14 protein-coding genes are annotated in these 16,965 nt (G+C 69.9%); 2 read left to right on the top strand and 12 right to left on the bottom strand.

Going from position 1 to position 16,965, the window contains the following annotated elements:
• Positions 1-270 precede the first annotated feature (270 nt).
• Genes mnhG through KB201_RS10040 form a run of 6 tightly spaced genes read right to left on the bottom strand, consistent with a single transcriptional unit; the run spans position 271 to position 7,063 of the window.
• Complete coding sequence (gene mnhG, locus KB201_RS10065; protein ID WP_058251351.1) at positions 271-603, bottom strand: monovalent cation/H(+) antiporter subunit G; 333 nt, start codon at positions 601-603, stop codon at positions 271-273.
• A complete protein-coding gene (locus tag KB201_RS10060; protein ID WP_058251350.1) occupies positions 600-863 on the bottom strand; it encodes a monovalent cation/H+ antiporter complex subunit F in 264 nt (87 codons plus the stop codon). Before KB201_RS10060 ends, mnhG begins: the two co-directional genes overlap by 4 nt.
• Positions 860-1,717: a Na+/H+ antiporter subunit E gene (locus KB201_RS10055; protein WP_078111730.1), complete on the bottom strand. Its 858-nt coding sequence runs from the start codon at positions 1,715-1,717 to the stop codon at positions 860-862. Before KB201_RS10055 ends, KB201_RS10060 begins: the two co-directional genes overlap by 4 nt.
• Complete coding sequence (locus KB201_RS10050; protein WP_058251348.1) at positions 1,714-3,330, bottom strand: Na+/H+ antiporter subunit D; 1,617 nt, start codon at positions 3,328-3,330, stop codon at positions 1,714-1,716. The genes KB201_RS10055 and KB201_RS10050 overlap by 4 nt, the downstream gene beginning before the upstream one ends.
• Positions 3,327-4,121, bottom strand: coding sequence for a Na(+)/H(+) antiporter subunit C (locus tag KB201_RS10045; protein WP_065630107.1), 795 nt, complete (start codon positions 4,119-4,121; stop codon positions 3,327-3,329). The genes KB201_RS10050 and KB201_RS10045 overlap by 4 nt, the downstream gene beginning before the upstream one ends.
• The gene (locus KB201_RS10040) at positions 4,118-7,063 is read right to left on the bottom strand and encodes a Na+/H+ antiporter subunit A (RefSeq protein WP_058251346.1); all 2,946 of its coding nucleotides are present in this window, start codon (positions 7,061-7,063) and stop codon (positions 4,118-4,120) included. Before KB201_RS10040 ends, KB201_RS10045 begins: the two co-directional genes overlap by 4 nt.
• 73 nt (positions 7,064-7,136) lie before the next feature.
• Between KB201_RS10040 and KB201_RS10035 the strand changes: the two genes are divergently transcribed.
• The gene (locus KB201_RS10035) at positions 7,137-7,565 is read left to right on the top strand and encodes a hypothetical protein (protein ID WP_078111729.1); all 429 of its coding nucleotides are present in this window, start codon (positions 7,137-7,139) and stop codon (positions 7,563-7,565) included.
• 170 nt (positions 7,566-7,735) lie between these two features.
• Here the strand turns inward: KB201_RS10035 and KB201_RS10030 are convergent, their stop codons facing one another.
• The 6 genes from KB201_RS10030 to glp all read right to left on the bottom strand — a co-directional run bounded on the left by KB201_RS10030 (position 7,736) and on the right by glp (position 15,904).
• Entirely contained in the window at positions 7,736-8,593 is an 858-nt protein-coding gene (locus KB201_RS10030) for a universal stress protein (RefSeq protein ID WP_211539128.1), read from the bottom strand.
• A complete protein-coding gene (locus KB201_RS10025; RefSeq protein WP_068970677.1) occupies positions 8,590-10,269 on the bottom strand; it encodes an MDR family MFS transporter in 1,680 nt (559 codons plus the stop codon). The genes KB201_RS10030 and KB201_RS10025 overlap by 4 nt, the downstream gene beginning before the upstream one ends.
• A 193-nt stretch (positions 10,270-10,462) precedes the next feature.
• Positions 10,463-12,757, bottom strand: coding sequence for an AAA family ATPase (locus KB201_RS10020; RefSeq protein ID WP_211539126.1), 2,295 nt, complete (start codon positions 12,755-12,757; stop codon positions 10,463-10,465).
• On the bottom strand, positions 12,754-13,800 hold the full coding sequence (locus KB201_RS10015; RefSeq protein ID WP_223258885.1) for a phosphatidylcholine/phosphatidylserine synthase: 1,047 nt from the start codon (positions 13,798-13,800) through the stop codon (positions 12,754-12,756). Before KB201_RS10015 ends, KB201_RS10020 begins: the two co-directional genes overlap by 4 nt.
• Before the next feature lie 26 nt (positions 13,801-13,826).
• Positions 13,827-14,558 carry a phosphatidylserine decarboxylase gene (locus tag KB201_RS10010; protein ID WP_058251340.1) on the bottom strand — a complete coding sequence of 244 codons (732 nt, stop codon included), beginning with the start codon at positions 14,556-14,558 and terminating at the stop codon, positions 13,827-13,829.
• A 104-nt stretch (positions 14,559-14,662) separates the two neighbouring features.
• Positions 14,663-15,904 carry a gephyrin-like molybdotransferase Glp gene (gene glp, locus KB201_RS10005; protein WP_058251429.1) on the bottom strand — a complete coding sequence of 414 codons (1,242 nt, stop codon included), beginning with the start codon at positions 15,902-15,904 and terminating at the stop codon, positions 14,663-14,665.
• Between the two features lie 99 nt (positions 15,905-16,003).
• On the opposite strand from glp, the gene KB201_RS10000 reads away from it, so the two are divergent.
• Entirely contained in the window at positions 16,004-16,804 is an 801-nt protein-coding gene (locus KB201_RS10000; RefSeq protein ID WP_058251339.1) for an HAD-IIA family hydrolase, read from the top strand.
• Positions 16,805-16,965 lie beyond the last annotated feature (161 nt).

Genomic DNA, 16,965 nt, shown 5'->3' with positions numbered 1-16,965 from the left:
GCGTTCCGACCTTCGGATCGAAGCGAGGTCTCTTCGACGCGGCCGTACACAGTTATCTCGACGAGGTAGTCCGCCCGCGGCTGCGTCCACTGACCGCCGGCATCGTCGCGGCCGATGCCGCCGAGAACTACCTGAACGGGCTGCGATCGGCGCCGACCGATGACACGTCTCCGGCTCGCGAGGGCTGCCTGCTCATCAACACCGCCGGTGCCCCCATCGGGCGCGACGCTGCTGTCGCTCGGCGAGGGGCGTCGGACGATCGGTCCGCAGTCAGTCCCGGTCCGGTGACTCCATGTCCCGCTGATCCATGAGCCCGTCGCGGGCCCGTTGCTCCTGGTATGCGAGCCGGCCGATCCGATGCGCCACGACGGGCGCGGTGATCAGGGCGAAGAGCCCGGCGAGAATCAGCATCCCGCTGTCGACGTTGTCGCCGAGCCGGAGCACGGCGCCGAGCAGGATGAGGAGCAGGCCGAAGGTCTGCGGTTTGGTGGCCGCGTGCATCCGGCTCAGGGTGTCCGGGAACCGGACGAGTCCGATGGCGGCGGTGACCGCCATCAGGCATCCGAGGAGCAGCAGCGTCGCGCTGATGATGTCGATGATCATGTCTGGTCGTCCCGGACTCGGAACCGCGCGATCGACACCGACCCGACGAAGCTGAGGAGGGCCAGGGCCACGATCGCCGGGACCACCGTCGAATCACGGCTGAACGCCGCCCAGGTCCCCAGGCCGCACATGCACAGCGCGATGAGCACGTCGAGTGCGACGAGTCGGTCGAGCGTGGTCGGGCCGCGCAGGATGCGGATCATCGTCAGCACCGCGGCGACGAGCAGCATGGCGGCGGCGATCGTCCAGACGTAGCTCATAAGTCACCTCGTTCCCGCTCGGGCTCGCCCTGTCGACGTTCCGGTTCGGTGTCGTCGATCGACCGGGCGTTGTCCACCGACCGGTCCACCGTGCGGACGTGGTGGAAGTCCTCGTCGATGCCGTGGAACGGACTCGGATGCCATTCGCTGTCCCGCTCGAACGCCTTGATGAACATCCGCTCGACATAGGCGACCTGATCGTAGAAGGCCCGCACCTTCTTCTCCGAACGGACGTCGAAGACGTGCACGTAGAGCATCCGGCGTCGATGGTCGATCTCCAGGACCATGGTGCCCGGCACCAGGTTGAGGTAGTCGACGGCCAGGGTCAGCACCATGTCGGACTTGATCGCGACGCGCACCCGTACCACGGCGCCCAGCGGTGGCCGGCCGGGACGGATGGCCATCCAGCCGATCTGCACACTCGACACGAAGAAGTCGACGATCAGACGGCCGACGAGCTGCAGTACCGACAGGGGATGGATACGGCCCTCGACCGGGACCCGCGGCAACGGCAGCACGGTCAGCACGAGCATCGCCAGCACGATCCCTGCGATCACATTGGCCCAGGACAGCGTGCCCCACAGCAGGACCCAGACGAACGTCAGCCACGCGATGGTCCACAACCGGACCGCGACCTCGCGGCCGTCGCTGCCCAGCCACCTGGGCACACGGGTGTGCGTGCGCAACCACACCAGCGCGCCGACGAAGTGCCAGAAGACGAACAGCAGCGACACGCGCCAGACGTTGATGACCAGGGACAGGACCGGTCCCTTGGTCGAGACGACCGGCGGCCGCCGCTTGGGCGCCGCGGATGCTCCGCGGGCGCGGTCGTCGGCTCGATCCTGCGCGCTCATCGGGTACCACCCACTCCCAGCACGGCGTCGACGTAGACGGCGCGGTCGACGACGTCGGTCGCCGCATGGTCGGTGAAGTCGAAGATGGGCCCGGCCCAGAGGGTGAGCACGAGTCCGGCGGCCACCATCGCCATCGTCGGCAGCACCATCATCACGGGCATCCGACCGACGTCCTCACGGTCGGAGAACGCGGCGTCGTCGGCGCTCTCGTCGATCAACGCGGACGGGCCCTTGTCGGCGAGATCGCCCTCGGGGGCGTCGGCGCGCGGTCGCCAGAATCCCTTGGTCCAGATGCGGGCCATGACGTAGAGGGTGAGCAGGCTGGTGACCACCGACCCGGCGACGAGGATCCAGGCCAGCACGGACCCGTCCTGGGTGCCCGCCTCGAGGAGGGCGACCTTGCCGATGAAACCGGAGAACGGTGGGATGCCGCCGAGATTCAGCGCGGGTACCAGGAACAGGACGGCCAGCAGGGGGCTGGCGATGAGCCCGCCCAGGCGGCGGAGCGAGGCCGAACCGGCTTGACGTTCGATCAGGCCGACGACCAGGAACAGCGTCGTCTGCACGAGGATGTGGTGGGCGACGTAGTAGATCGCCGCCGACATCCCGAGGTCCGACGACAGCGCGATGCCGAAGATCATGTAGCCGATGTGGCTGACGAGGGTGAACGACAGCAGTCGCTTGATGTCGGCCTGGGCGATCGCGCCGAAGATGCCCACGAGCATCGTCAACAGGCCGGCGACCAGCAGCACCGCGTCCATCGTGCCGCCGGGGAACAGCAGCGAGTGGGCGCGCACGATCGCGTACACACCGACCTTGGTGAGCAGGCCGGCGAACACCGCCGTGACGGGTGCCGGCGCGGTGGGGTAGGAGTCGGGTAGCCACGTCGACAGCGGGAACACCGCGGCCTTGATGCCGAACGCCACGAGTAGCACCGCGAACAGCGCGTTGCGGGTCCCGTCGGGGACGTCGTCGAGGCGCACGGCCATCTCGGCGAGGTTGAGGGTGCCGGTCGTCGCGTACGCGAACGCGATGCCCGCGAGGAAGATCAGCGACGACACCATCGACACCATCACGTACGACGCGCCCGCTCGGACACGTTCGGCGCTCGCCCCGAGGGTCAGCAGCACGTAACTCGCGGTCAGCAGGATCTCGAACGAGACGTACAGGTTGAACAGGTCGCCGGCGAGGAACGCGTTGCAGACACCCGCGGTCAGGATGAGGTAGGTCGGCAGGAAGATCGACGTCGGCTGCTGGGCCGTGCCGTCACGGATACCCTGCCCGATCGCGTACACGACGACGCACAGCAGCACGATCGTCGAGACGACGAGCATCAGGGCCGCGAGCTGGTCGACGACCAGCGTGATCCCGAGCGGTCCGTTCGGGTAGCCCTTGTCTCCCCAGCCGCCGATCGCGACCGCGAAGGTCCCGTGGCGGTCGGTCAGGTACAGCATCAGGCACGACGCGACGAACGCGACGGTGATGGCGACGATCGACACCGCCCGCTGGATCTTGGGGCTGCGGCCGAGCAGCAGCGAGACGGCGGCAGCGCCCAGCGGCACCAGCGTCGGCAGCGTGATCAGGACGGGGATCCACGACTCCTGCGGGGTCATCGGTCACCCCCGTTCTCGTCGCCGTGCTTCTTCTTGTCCGGCCCGACCACGTCGCGGTCCGGCATCTCGCGCTGGTCGATGACGTCGGGGTCGGCGTCGTCCTCGCCGGACCCGTCGGGAGGTGCGACGGCCGACTTGGGACCTACCTCGTCGGGACCGAGTTCGCCCGGCCCGTACACGTCCGGCCCGTCCTCGCGGGCGGCGGTCTGCGCCGAGGTCTCGGGGTCGGGCTCCTCCTCCGCGCCGCCGATCTCGTCGACGACGTCGGAGTCCGTCGGCATGATGTCGGTCTCGTAGAGCGCGGCGTGCCGGGCGGCGGCCTCCTCCGCGGTGAGCGGATTGCCCTTGTCGTCGAAGTGATCGCCGGTCGGGGTGTCGGAGAGGGTCAGTGGATCGTCGCTGCGATCGCGGTCGGGTGCCGTCCCCAGCGATCCGCTCAAGATCTTGACGTCCTCCTCGTCGTCCTCGACGTCGTCGTCGTCCCGATTGATCACGAACAGCCGGTAGACCAGCGCCAGGACGAACGCGGCGACGCCCATCATGATCACGATCGCGGTCAGGACCATGCCCTGCGCGAGGGGATCGGCGTCGGACGCCCGGTTCTCCGACGACCGGCCCATGATCGGCGGGTTCCCCATGCCGCCCGACACGACGATGATCATCAGGTTGAGCGCATTGCCGACGAGCAGGAGCCCGAACAGCATCCGGACCAGACTGCGTTCCATCAGCAGGTACACGCCGCACGCCGCCATCGCGCCGATGACCAGCATCAGCGAGAGATTGGTGGTCATCGGCTCACCTGCTCGCCGGTGGTGCTCGCGGCGTCGTCCGCCGCGGTGTCGCCACGCGAGTTCTCGATGCGCGCCGCGGTGCGGGCGATCGTGGTCTCCACATCGAGACGCGCGCCGAGACTTCGCAGCACGTCCAGGACGAGCCCGACAACGATCAGGTAGATGCCGAGGTCGAAGAACAGGGCGGTCACGAACTTGATGTCGCCGAGGACCGGGACGGTGACCTCGAAGACCGCCGACGAGAGTGCGGGGGCGCCGAGGAACATCGAGACGATCGCCGTGGTCGCCGAGACGGCCAGGCCGGCGCCCAGGATGCGGCCGGGCTCGATCGGCAGCGCCTCACCGAGTTCGTAGCGTCCGCCCGCCAGGTAGCGGAGGACGAGCGCGAGACCCATCGTCAGGCCGCCGGCGAAGCCACCGCCCGGCGCATTGTGGCCGGCGTAGAAGAAGTAGATCGACAGCACGACCATCGTCGGGAACAGCAATCGCGTCGTGGCCTCGAGAACCATCGACCGGTGGCGCGGGTCGCGCAGTCCGGAACCGAGGAGCCACGTGGTGCGGTCCGGTGGGACGTGATCGTCGTCGTCCCCGTTGTCGCCGGCCTGCAGCCGGGCGGCGTCGGCCACCCGCGGCGCCGCCCCGAAGCGGCGGTTGCGGAAGACCATCGACGCGACGCCGGTGGCGGCCGCGATGAGCACCGACACCTCGCCGAGGGTGTCCCAGGCGCGGATGTCGACGAGCAGGACGTTGACCGCGTTGGCGCCGTGGCCGTACTTGTAGGCGGCCTCGGGCAGGTCGACGTGCAGCGGTTCGGTCGAGCGGGCGGACGCCGCGAACAACCCGATCAGGACCAGCATCGCGCCGAAGGCGAGTCCGATGAGGGCGCGCAGCGGCTTGAACCCGGTGGCGTGCCGCTTCTCCGGTTCGGCGGGCAGCTTGCGCAGTACCAGCACGAAGATGACCAGGGTGAGCGTCTCGACGAGGAACTGGGTGAGCGCGAGGTCGGGGGCGCCGTACAGCGCGAACAGCATCGCGCAGCCGTAGCCGGTGATCCCGACGACGAGCGTCGCGGCGAGGCGGTTGCGCAGCAGCACGGCGGCCAACGACGCGGCGACGATGCACCCGCCGATCACCAGCTGGACCGGCTTGGCGTCGTAGTCGATCTCCAGTCGGTCGCGAGCGCCGGCGAACAGCACGATGGTCGGCAGCAGGATCGCGGTGCACAGGATGACCCCCTGGGTGACCGGGAGCGAACCGCGCTGGGTGTTGCGCGTCAGCAGCAGCGACAGGGTGTCGGCTCCGCGCAGCGTCGCGTCGTAGATGCGGTCGGCGTTCACCAGCGGGCGGAAGCCGAAGACGCGGTCGCGGACCCGGCGGATACCGAGGAACAGCAGGGCGCCGCCGACGATGACGATGATCGAGAACACGACGGGAAGGCCGAACCCGTGCCACAGCGCGAGATGCTCGAGTTCGTGCCCGTACCCGTCGAGGGTCTCGGCGTACGGCTCGAAGAGAGCGCCTAGCTGCGGGCTGAACACGCCGGCCGCCACACCGGCCGCGGCGAGCGCCACGGGCGAGAAGTAGAAGGGCCACTTCGGCGGGTGCATCTTGGCGACCGCCGGACTCGGGGTGCTGCGCACCTTGCGGCCGAACGCGCCCCACAGGAAGCGGAGCGTGTAGGCACAGGTGATGATCGAGCCGACCAGCAGGATTATGTCGACGGCGTGGGCCTGCCACGAGACGAACGCCCCGGTCTCCCACACCGAGGCGAAAGCTGTTTCCTTGCCGACGAATCCGAGGGTGACGGGGATGCCGGCCATGCTCGCCCCGGCGACCGCGGCGGTGATCGCCAGCCCCGGGAGACGATGGCCGAGCCGGGCGAGTTTGCGGACATCGCGGGTGCCGGTGGAGTGGTCGATGATGCCGACGACCATGAACAGCGACGCTTTGAACAGCGCGTGCGCGACGAGCATCGCGATGCCCGCCATGGCGACGTTCGCGTCGCCGATGCCGACCAGCACGGCCATGAAGCCGAGCTGGGACACCGTGCCGAACGCGAGGATGAGTTTGAGGTCGAGCTCGCGCAGCGAGCGCCATCCGCCGAGCACCATCGTCACCAGGCCGAGCCCCACCACGGCGATCTGCCAACTGATCGTCACCGAGAAGGCGGGGGCGAGACGTGCGATGAGGTAGATGCCGGCCTTGACCATCGCGGCCGCGTGCAGGTACGCGCTGACCGGGGTCGGTGCGGCCATGGCGCCGGGCAGCCAGAAGTGGAACGGGACGATGGCCGATTTGGTGAGCGCGCCGATCAGCAGCAGGACCACTGCGATGTCGACGTACACACCGGTCGGCGGTGCCGAGACGATCTCCGACAGCAGGTAGGTGCCCGACCGCTCGCCCAGCATGATGATGCCGACGAGCATGGCCAGACCGCCGAACGTGGTGACCAACAGCGCCTGGGTGGCGGACCGCCGAGCCGTCGCGCGCACCCCGTAGAAGCCGACCAGCATGAACGAGAGCACGGTCGTGAGCTCCCAGAACACGTACAGCACCAGCATGTTGTCGGAGATGACGAGGCCGAACATGGCCGCGGCGAACGCGACCATCTCGCCGCCGAACACGGCGACGCGGGGACGGGCGTCGTCGAAGTAGTGGGCGCAGTAGCAGAGGACGAGCGCACCGACCCCGAGGATCAGCACCGACAGGATCGCGGTCAGGGTGTCGAAGCGGGTGGCGATGTCCATCTGGAGTGATGGGACCCAGCTGACCGTCTCGACGCGGGCGGCAGCCGCATCGGCCGGCGGCCAGTTGAGCACGACCCAGATCAGCGCGCCGAGGGGCGCCAGTGCGAGAACGTAGAAACCGCGGGTACCCATCCAATGGATGACTGCGGGCGCGACGAGTGCGCACACTGCCAACGCAGCCAACACAGAGATCAAAAGGGCACTCCGTCTTTCTCCCGGCGGGGTGTCACGGGCGAGCACCCGCGGTGGCTACTTTACCGTTGCCCGTATGTTCCGGTTCGACTGGCTCCGGCGTACCGCCGTCAGCATCGCCGCTGTCCTGCTGGTGTTCGGCCTCGTCGTGGGTTGTGCGGACGAGGAGCAGGCCGGCCCCGACGGGGTGCCGTTGCCGTCGGATTTCCCGGCCGCGCAGGTCCCGCTCATCGACGGTCACGTGCTCTCGGCGAGCGGCAGTCGCTCCGACGGCTGGGAGGTCGCGGTGCAGGGCCCGGCCAACGCGGGCTATCAGCTCGAGGCCGCGACCGAGACGCTCACCGAGGCCGGCTACGTCGAATCGCACCGTTCGACCGAGGGTGGACAATCGGTCGTCGTGCTGTCGGCGACCAAGGAGGGTTCGACCTACTGGGTCCAGATCGGCGCGTCCCCGCAGGCCGCGGGCGGTGGGTCGTCGGTCTTCTATCTGGTCAACGTGGAGTAGGCATCGCACTAGTGGTGTGTCTCGGAAATAAGCGACTGGTCTCCGGCGCTCGATCGGCGCCTGGCTGCGTTGTCGTCGGTCGAGATAGCTCCGCTATCCCTCCCTCCTCCGCCTTGCCAGAACACCGATCGCTCCACCGGATACCGGCCACCTATTTCCGAGACACACCACTAGCTCGTCGACCCGCGGTCGAGGTGACCGGACCGGCTGTGATCGACGATCGCGATCGGGCATCGCGTGTGGTGCTGGGCGGCGCGCGCCACCGACCCCGCCCAGGTCGCGAAGGTGCTTCCCGCGCGTGGCCGGGTGACGACGAGCAGGGACGCCTGCGGAACCGCCTCGCCGACGGCCCTCGACGGGTTGCCGTTCACCAACTGCAGCGTCGTGTCGCGGTCGGGGAAGCGTCGGCGCCAGGGGTCGAGCAGCGCGTCGGCTCGCGCGTACAGCGCTTCGATCCGAGCGGGCGGGGCGTCGTCGGGGATCGCGCACACGATCGCCACGGGGTTGCCGGTGGCATCGGCGTACTCGAAGGCGGTCGACAGCGCGAGGTCGGACGGGGCGTCGGCATCGATGGCCGCGACGACCGGACCGCCCGTCGCGAGGTTGCCGTACGGAACCGTCACGACCGGGCATCGCGACCGGGCCGAGAGCGCGGAGCTGATGCTCCCGGTGGTGAGGCGTTCGATGAGGCCGGGTCGATGATGGCCGAGGACCATCAGATCGACCTGACCCGACAGCCTGGTGAGCAGGGGTATCGCGAAGTCGTGTTCGACGACGGTCTCGATGCGCAGGCCCGGACGCCGGGTGCCGAGACGGCCGGCCAGCGCGGTCAGGTGGGCGGCCGCTGCCTGCCGCGTGGCGGTGACGTCGAAGTCGAGTTCGAACTCGCTGAGTGGTTGCAGCGCAACGGCTGCCGCGAATCCGTGGATCAGTAGCAGGCGGTCCCTGTCGCGGGCCGAAGCGGCCGCCCAGTGAGCGGCCGCCTCGGATTCGGGACTCAGATCGACCCCGACGGCGATGGTGTTCATCGGGCGCGGGTGGCGTCGCCCGTCCGCGTCTCGCCGGCGATGGCGTCGTCCGCGACGGGACCGACCGCCGCCGGTGCCACGGCTGCGGGCACGGCGACGTCGGCGACCGCCGCCTCCTGCGCGCGGCGCTCCTCGTCGCTGCTCATCGTCTTCAGCGCAACCTCCTTGATGAACGCGATGGCGATGAAGCTCAGGGCCGCCATGACCGCCGCGACCAGGAACACCCGGGCGGTGCCGTCGCCGTACGCGCCGCGCACGATGGCCGCGATCGGGGCGGGCAGTTCGTTCAGGTTCGCCAGCCCGGCACTGCCGCCGCTCGACGCACCGGCGCCGATGCCCAGCGCGCCGAGCCCCTTCGCGATGAGGTCGGTGACGTGGTTGGACAGGACCGCGCCGAGCACCGACACACCCGCGGCGCCGCCGAGTGAGCGGAAGAAGGTGACCGTCGAGGTCGCCGCACCGAGGTTGTCCGGGCTGACGTTGTTCTGTACCGCCAGCACGAGGTTCTGCATCGTCATGCCCATGCCGCAGCCCAGGATGAAGAGGAACACGCCGACCACGACCATGTCCGTGTGTGCGTCGATGGTCGCGAGCAGTCCGAAGCCGATCGTCATCATCGCGGCACCGGCCACGAGGAATCGCTTCCACCGCCCGTACCGGGTGATCAGGTTGCCCGACACGGTCGCCGACAGCATCGAACCGATGACCATCGGCAGCGTCAGCAGGCCGGCCGCGGTGGGGGAGTAGCCACGTGCGATCTGGAAGTACTGGCCGAGGAAGACCGCACCGCCGAACAGCGCGACGCCGACGCCGACGCTGGCGAGGGTGGCCAGGGTGGTGGTGCGGTCGCGGAAGATGTGCAGCGGGATGATCGGGCTGGAGACCTTCGACTCGACGAAGATCGCCAGGGCGAGGAGCACGACACCGAGTGCGACGAGACCGTACGAGGTCAGCGAGGCCCAGTCGAAGTTCTTACCGGCCAGCGTCACCCAGATGAGCAGGGTGCTGACGCCCGAGGCGATGAGGGCGGCACCGAGGTAGTCGATGCTGACCTTCTTGCGGACCACCGGGACGTTCAGCGTGCGCTGGATGACGAGAAGGGCGATGACGGCGAGCGGGACGCAGACGTAGAACGTCCAGCGCCAGCCGAGCCAACTGGTGTCGACGATGACGCCGCCGATGAGCGGACCGGCGACGGTCGCGACGGACATCACCGCGGCCATCGGGCCCTGGTAGCGGCCGCGTTCGCGCGGGCTGAACATCGTCGCGACGACGATCACGACCAGCGCCTGCAGGCCGCCGAGGCCCAGACCCTGGATGACGCGGAAGCCGATCAGCATGTCGACCGAGGTGGAGAGCCCGGCGAGGACCGAACCCAGGGTGAACAGGAACAGCGCGCCCTGCACCAGGAGTTTCTTGCTGACCAGGTCGGCGAACTTGCCCCAGATGGGCGTGGTCGCGGTGGACGCGAGTAGGGTCGCGGTGATGACCCAGGTGTACTGGTCCTGGGTGCCATGCAGGTCGGTGATGATCGTCGGCAGGGCGTTGGACACCACGGTCGACGACAGGAACGCGACGAACATGCCGAGCAGGAGGCCGATGAGGGCCTCGATCTTCTGACGATGCGTCATCGGCACGTCTTCGGCCGGCGCCATCGCGGACGCGGGTGCACTCATATGGCGAACCTCCGAGAAAGAGAGCTGCCCGCGACGAGGAGACGGGCGGGCGGCGAATAGGCGCGCGCGGTGGCGCACCCGATTGGTTGATTGATGCAACTATAAGTCGTGATGGTTGCAACCAACAACTATCGGAGGTTATTCCGGGTGTGTTCCGGGACTCACCCGGACGCAGCGGGGAGCGCAGCGGTGCTCAGTCGAGCCGACGCTCGGCGTAGGCCTTGAGGTCGGCGACCTGCGCGGGATCGAGCGACGGCCGAACCCGCTTGCGGGCCTCCTCGACGTCGGCCACGGTCACCGCGGCGGCGTCGATGTCCCGGCGCATCGCCGACAGGGCGGCCTCGCGCAGCAGGGCCGAACAGTCGGCCGCCGAGTAGCCCTCGAGGTCGCCGGCCAACTCATCGAGGTCGACTCCGTCGAGTGGGACGTCGCGCCCGGTGGCGCGCAGGATCTCGCCGCGGGCGTCGGCGTCCGGCGGCGGCACGAAGACGAGCCGTTCCAGTCGCCCGGGCCGCAGCAGCGCCGGGTCGATGAGGTCGGGTCGGTTCGTCGCACCGAGCACCACGACGTCCTGGAGCGGTTCGACGCCGTCCAGTTCGGTCAGCAGCGCGGCGACCACCCGGTCGCCGACACCGGAGTCGGTGGACTGACCGCGGCGCGGTGCCAGCGCGTCGACCTCGTCGAGGAAGATCAGCGAGGGCGCCGACTCGCGGGCACGGGCGAACAGATCCCGCACCGCCTTCTCCGACGACCCGACCCACTTGTCCATCAGCTCGGCGCCCTTGACCGTGTGCACCGACAGCTGACCCGACGCCGCGAGCGCGCGGACGACGAAGGTCTTGCCGCAGCCCGGCGGGCCGAACAGCAGCACCCCACGCGGCGGGTCGACGCCGAGCCGGGCGAAGGTGTCGGGGTGTTGCAGCGGCCACAGGACCGCTTCGGTCAGAGCCTGTTTCGTCTCGACCATGTCGCCGACGTCGGCGAGGGTGATCGAGCCAAGCGCGACTTCGGGGGAATCCGAGCGGGACACCGGCCGGATGACGTCGAGGGCGCCGACGAGATCCTCGGTGCGCAGCGACGGCGCGGACTTCTCGGCACTCGCACGCGTCGCGGCGCGCAGTGCGGCCTCGCGGGCCAGCGCGGCGAGATCCCCGGCGACGAAACCGGGGGTGCGCGAGGCGACCGACGTGAGGTCGAGGTCGCCGTCGGTCGGGACGTTCGACAGGATCGCCGAGAGCAACCGCGCCCGGGTCGCGGCGTCGGGGAGGCCGATGACCAGTTCCCGGTCGCAGAGCGACGGGTCGCGCAACCGGGCGTCGAGGCGTACCGGTTCGGCGGTGGTCGCGATGAGTGCGATGCGGCCGTCGACGATGCCGGAACGCAGTTCGTCGAGGATCAGTGCGGCGACGGGTTCGGGTTCGGCGGGTAACAGCGCGTCGACGTCGGTGATCAGCAGGACCCCGGCGGCCGCCCGGGTGCGGGCCACCGCGTCGGCGACCGTCCGCAGGCGGGTGTTGGCCTCCGTCGCGCCGACCGTCGGGCCGTCGATGGTCACCAGCGTGCGCGACGCGCACACCGAACGGACGAAGGTCGCCTTGCCGCCGCCGGCCGGGCCGGTGACCAGGACGCCGAGACGCGGTGTCGCACCGAGGGTGCGCAGCACCTCCGGCTCGTCGAGGGTGATGGTGAGCCACTCGGTGAGCTTGGTGATCTGGGAGTCGACGCCGACCAGCTCCGACACCGGCCGGACCGGGATCTCGGGCTCCCGGGCGGGCTCGCGGACCGGGCTGGGCGCGGCGGCCGGCCGCGGGCGGGAGTCGGACTCCGACACCATGCCGAGGGCGCCGGGGATCCGGGGTGAACCGGGACCGGTCCGATCGCCCAGCGGTGCCACCTCGCCCGCGGTGGTCGACCACAGCACGGCGGTGTTGGTCTGCACGCTGACCGGCGCCGACACCCGGCCACCCGCCGGCGGGCCGGGCTCGGTTGCCGTGACGGTGAGCAACTCGGTGGTCCAGGTGATCCCGACCGACCTGGCCAGCGCACGCGTGGCCTCGGTGGCGGCGAGCTCGGGACCGAGGTCGCGGGGGAGGAGCGACACGGCGTCACCGACGGACAGGACCTTGCCTAGCAGTGCGCGCCGCAGCGTCGATTCGGTGATCGACTGGGTGGCCAGCGCCGAACCGCTCACCACCACCCGGCTCGCGCCCTGCACCTCGACCGGCGCGAGGACGACCGCCGAGTTCTCCCGGACACCGGCGTTGGAGAACGCGATCTCGTCGAGGAGAGCGACACCCGTAGGCGCTGAGGCTTCGGTCGCGGCCACCACGGCCGCCGTGACCCGTGCGCCGGTGATGGACACCGCGTCCCATTCACGCAGCGACAATGCGGTCAGCACCTCGGGATGCACCCGAATGATGCCGCGTCGCGCCTCGGCCGCTGATGGGTTGTGACGCGCGGTCAGCGTGAGGGAGGCGGGCGTGGTCATTCGGGCTCGCTTTCGGTCGTCTCGCCGGTCGTGCGTGCCGCGGGGACGCCTTGGCCGGTGGGGCGGTTCAGGCCCAGGCGTCCCAGCGAGTTGATGACAGGCCTGCGACGACGGCCACCAGGTGACGTGGCCCGCAGCGCCCGGCGCTGTGCACGACGCTCGGCCGGTTTGTCGTCCCAGTGCTCGGGCCGGGAGGCGACCCAGCGGCGCGCGCGCCACGCGTACGGGATGTGCAGGACGTATCCGGCGATGGCGATCATCATCAGCACGTACGGGAAGGTCACCAACAGTGCCGCGGCCGCGGCGACCAGCACCAGCAGGCCGGTCACCGCGCGAGCCGGGATCGATGCGGTCTTCAGCGAGGACGTCGGGACGCGACTTACGGCCAGGAAGGCGACGAAGATCAGCCACCCGCCGACGGCCGGCAGCGACGTCCACCACCCGTCGCCGAACTGTTGTTCCAGCCCGATGGGCAGGAGCGCGCAGATCGCCGCGGCGGGCGCGGGGACACCGACGAAGAAATCCTTGGTGTACGCGGGTGCCTCGTCGTCGTCGAGCAGGGTGTTGAACCTCGCGAGGCGCAGGACGATGGCGCAGCAGTAGATCAGCGCGAGCACCCAGCCGAGGTCATGCCCGTCGATGAAATAGAAGTAGATGATCATCGCCGGGACCACACCGAAGTTGATCGCGTCGGCCAGCGAGTCGATCTCGGCGCCGATCCGGCTCGTGGCTCCCATCAGGCGTGCGACCCGACCGTCGATGCCGTCGAGGAACGCGGCCGCGACCAGGAGAGCCATCGCGGTGTCGACGTCGCCGTTGATCGCTGACCGCATGGCCGTCAGGCCCGCGCAGATCGCGAGGATCGTCAGCGACGACGGGATGACGATGCGGCTGGCCTGTGCCTGGCGCCGCAGACGCCGGCGCTCCGGCTCCCGCGGAACCGGATGTGTCTGTGCGTGCCGGCTGGCCGAGCGCGCGGTCGGGTTGCGCGCGGTGCGCGAGCCGGGGCGTCGCCGGCCGGGGTTCGTGCCGGGTGAGGTCATGTCGGTCGGGTTCACCGGGCCGGAGTTCACTGATCCAGGTACGCGAACGGGGTCTCGCCGCCGACCGCGCGCTGGCCGACCGAGACGCGGGGCCGGGTGCCGGCCGGGAAGTAGACGTCGACGCGCGATCCGAATCGGATGAGCCCGTAGGTCTCGCCGATCGTCAGCGAGTCCCCGACCGACGGCTCGCACACGATCCGACGGGCGACGAGACCGGCGATCTGCACGACCGCCAGCTCAGGGCCGGGCGTGCCGCCTGCGGCGGTGGTGCGGATGGTCATCGTGGTGCGCTCGTTGTCGCGGCTGGCCTCGGGGAGGTCGGCGGAGACGAACGCGCCGGGCGTGTGGGTCACAGTGGTCACCGTGCCCGCGATCGGCACGCGCTGCACGTGGACGTCGAAGATCGACAGGAAGGTCGAGACCCGGGGCAGCGGCTGTGTGCCCAGGCCGGACTCGGCGGGCGGGACAGCCTCGTCGACCAGGGCGATGGTCCCGTCCGCGGGGGCGACCACCACGCCGGGTTCGGTCGGGGTGACCCGCTTCGGATGCCGGAAGAAGGCTGCGCACGCGGCGGCGGTCAGCGTGGCCGGTCGGGCGATCCAGCGGTGTCGACGCCCGAGGAGCGCGACGGCTGCAGGCGCGGCGACGAACGGCACACCCGCCGGATGGATCGGAGGGATGGTCTCTCGGGCCAGATCGAGAAAATGGGCGACACGGCCGGTGTCACCGGAGCCGTCCGGACGCGGACGTCGGGCCACGATCAACCTCCTCTGGCCTGTGTCCAGGCCGGATAAATGGTGCGCACCGCATCGCCGGGTGCATCGGCGTCCACTCTAGAGCGCCGCGCCCGGAGACCTCGTCGTCAGCGCAGGACCAGCACGTCCACCAGGGTGCCCGCCTCGACCGCCTCGACGTCGGCGGGGACGTCGATGAGCGCGTCGGCCTCGGCGAGGTAGCGCAGGTGATGGGACGCCGGCGGGCCGATCGGGTCCACCCCGACCACCCCGTCGCGAGGCCCGGCGTCGAGCACGCCCCGCAGGAACTGTCGTTTGCCGCGGGGTGAGCGGATGTCGGCACCGAGACGAGCTCGGATTCGTTCCCGGTCGGCGGGCAGTGCCATCGCGGCCCGCAGCGCGGGCCGGATGAAGACCTCGAAGGACACGAGTGCACTGACGGGATTTCCCGGCAGCGTGATGATCGGCACGCGCCGGCCGCGGGAGGAGGGGAAGTGGCCGCACCCCTGGGGCATGCCCGGCTGCATCGCAACCTTCACGAACTCGACGGTCCCGGTCGCCGACAGTGCGTCCTTGACCACCTCGAAGGCGCCGGCGCTGACACCGCCCGAGGTGATGATCAGATCGGCGTCGTCGGCGACCTCGTCGAGCCGCGCGGCGAAGTCCGCGGTGTTGTCGGGCACGAAGTGCAGGTGACGGCCGGCCGCGCCGGCCTCGATGACCGCGGCGGTCAGCATCGCGCCGTTCGACTCGTAGATCTGCCCGTGGCGCAACGGTTTTCCGGGTTCGACGAGTTCAGAACCGGTGGACAGCACGACGACCCGCAGCCGCCGGGCGACGGTGATCTCGGCGAGGCCCAGTGCGGCGAGCAGGCCGATCTGCGGTGCGCCGATCACCGTGCCGGCCGGCAGCGCCCGGGTGCCGGCCTCGATGTCGGAGCCGCCGCGCCGGATGTGCCTGCCGCGCTCGGGTGCTGCGGTGAACGTGACGGTCGGCGCCGCGGCCACCGGGCCCACCACGGCGTCGGTCAGTTCGACCGGGACGACCGCGTCGGCGCCCGCGGGCATCGGGGCGCCGGTCATGATGCGGTGCGCGGTGCCCGGCTCGAGAGTGAGGTCGTCGGTACGGCCGGCGGGGATGTCCGCGGCGACCGGCAGGGTGACCGGCTCGTCGGCGCTCGCGTCCGCGAGATCGTCTGCGCGGACCGCGAATCCGTCCATCGCGGAGTTGTCGAAGCCGGGCAGCGACAGCGGGGCGTCCACGTCGGTGAACGTGGCGAAGCCGAGCGATTCCGGCACGGCGACCTCCGACGGTTCGGCGGGGCCGAACAACGCCGCGACGATGCGCTGATGCTCTACGACGGTACGCATCCGCTCAGCATGCCAGGTGTCGACGGAGACCATGGCGTCGTCCCGGCAGGTGACCGGGCCGTCCTGCGACGCCGCTGGGCGAGGACTACATTCGTGCGCATGGCGCTGGGTCTGCTGTTCGACATCGACGGGGTGATGGTCACCTCGTGGCAGGCGCTGCCCGGCGCGGTCGAGGCGATCGCCGATCTCGCCGACCAGGGCATCCCGCGGATGTTCTTGACCAACACGACGTCCCGCTCGCGTGGCGAGATCGCCGAGGCGCTCAACGAATGCGGTTTCGAGGTGAAGCCGGACGAGATCCTGTCGGCCGCCAAGCTGACCGCCGAACACGTCGCCGCCACCTATCCGGGCAAGCGCGTGTGGGTGCTCAACCAGGGCCCGATCGCCGAGGACATGACCGGCGTGGAGTTGACCGACGACCCGGCGTCGGCCGAGGTGGTGGTACTCGGCGGTGCCGGTTCGGTCTTCACGCACGCCACGCTGTCCAAGGTCCTGGAGATGATGCTCGACGGGATTCCGGTGATCGCGATGCACCGGTCCATGACCTGGTCGACGGCGGACGGCTTGAGCATCGACACCGGGGTGTACCTCGAGGGTCTCGAAAAGGCTTCGGGCGCAAAGATCAAGGCGATCGGCAAGCCCTCGCCGGTCGGTTTCCGGGCGGCCACCGAGGTCCTCGGTCTGGAGCCGACCCAGGTGGTGATGGTCGGCGACGACATGCACAATGACGTTCTCGGTGCCCAGGCGGCGGCGCTGATCGGCGTGCTGGTCCGCACCGGCAAGTTCCGCGAGGAGGCGCTGCATGCGCTGCAGCGTGACGAGTTCGGGCCCTACCCCGACCACATCATCGACTCGGTCGCCGATCTCCCCGAGCTCATCGGCAAGCTCGGCGGAGCCTGATCCCCGCGCCTGGATCGGAAAGAAGCACCACCCTCTGCTCCCTGAGAGCGCCCGGAGCTTGCGGAGGGCGCGTCACGAAGGGTCCTTCGACCGGGCTGCGAGACCCTTCGTGACGGCCTCCGCAAGCTCCGGCCTCCTCAGGGAGCAGGGGGCGAGCGTCT

Origin of the sequence: Gordonia sp. SCSIO 19800, assembly GCF_018132775.1 — a bacterium.
Classification (GTDB): Bacteria; Actinomycetota; Actinomycetes; order Mycobacteriales; family Mycobacteriaceae; genus Gordonia; species Gordonia hongkongensis.
Note: the sequence above shows the minus strand (reverse complement) of the source record. Positions and strands in the feature narration are given on the sequence as shown.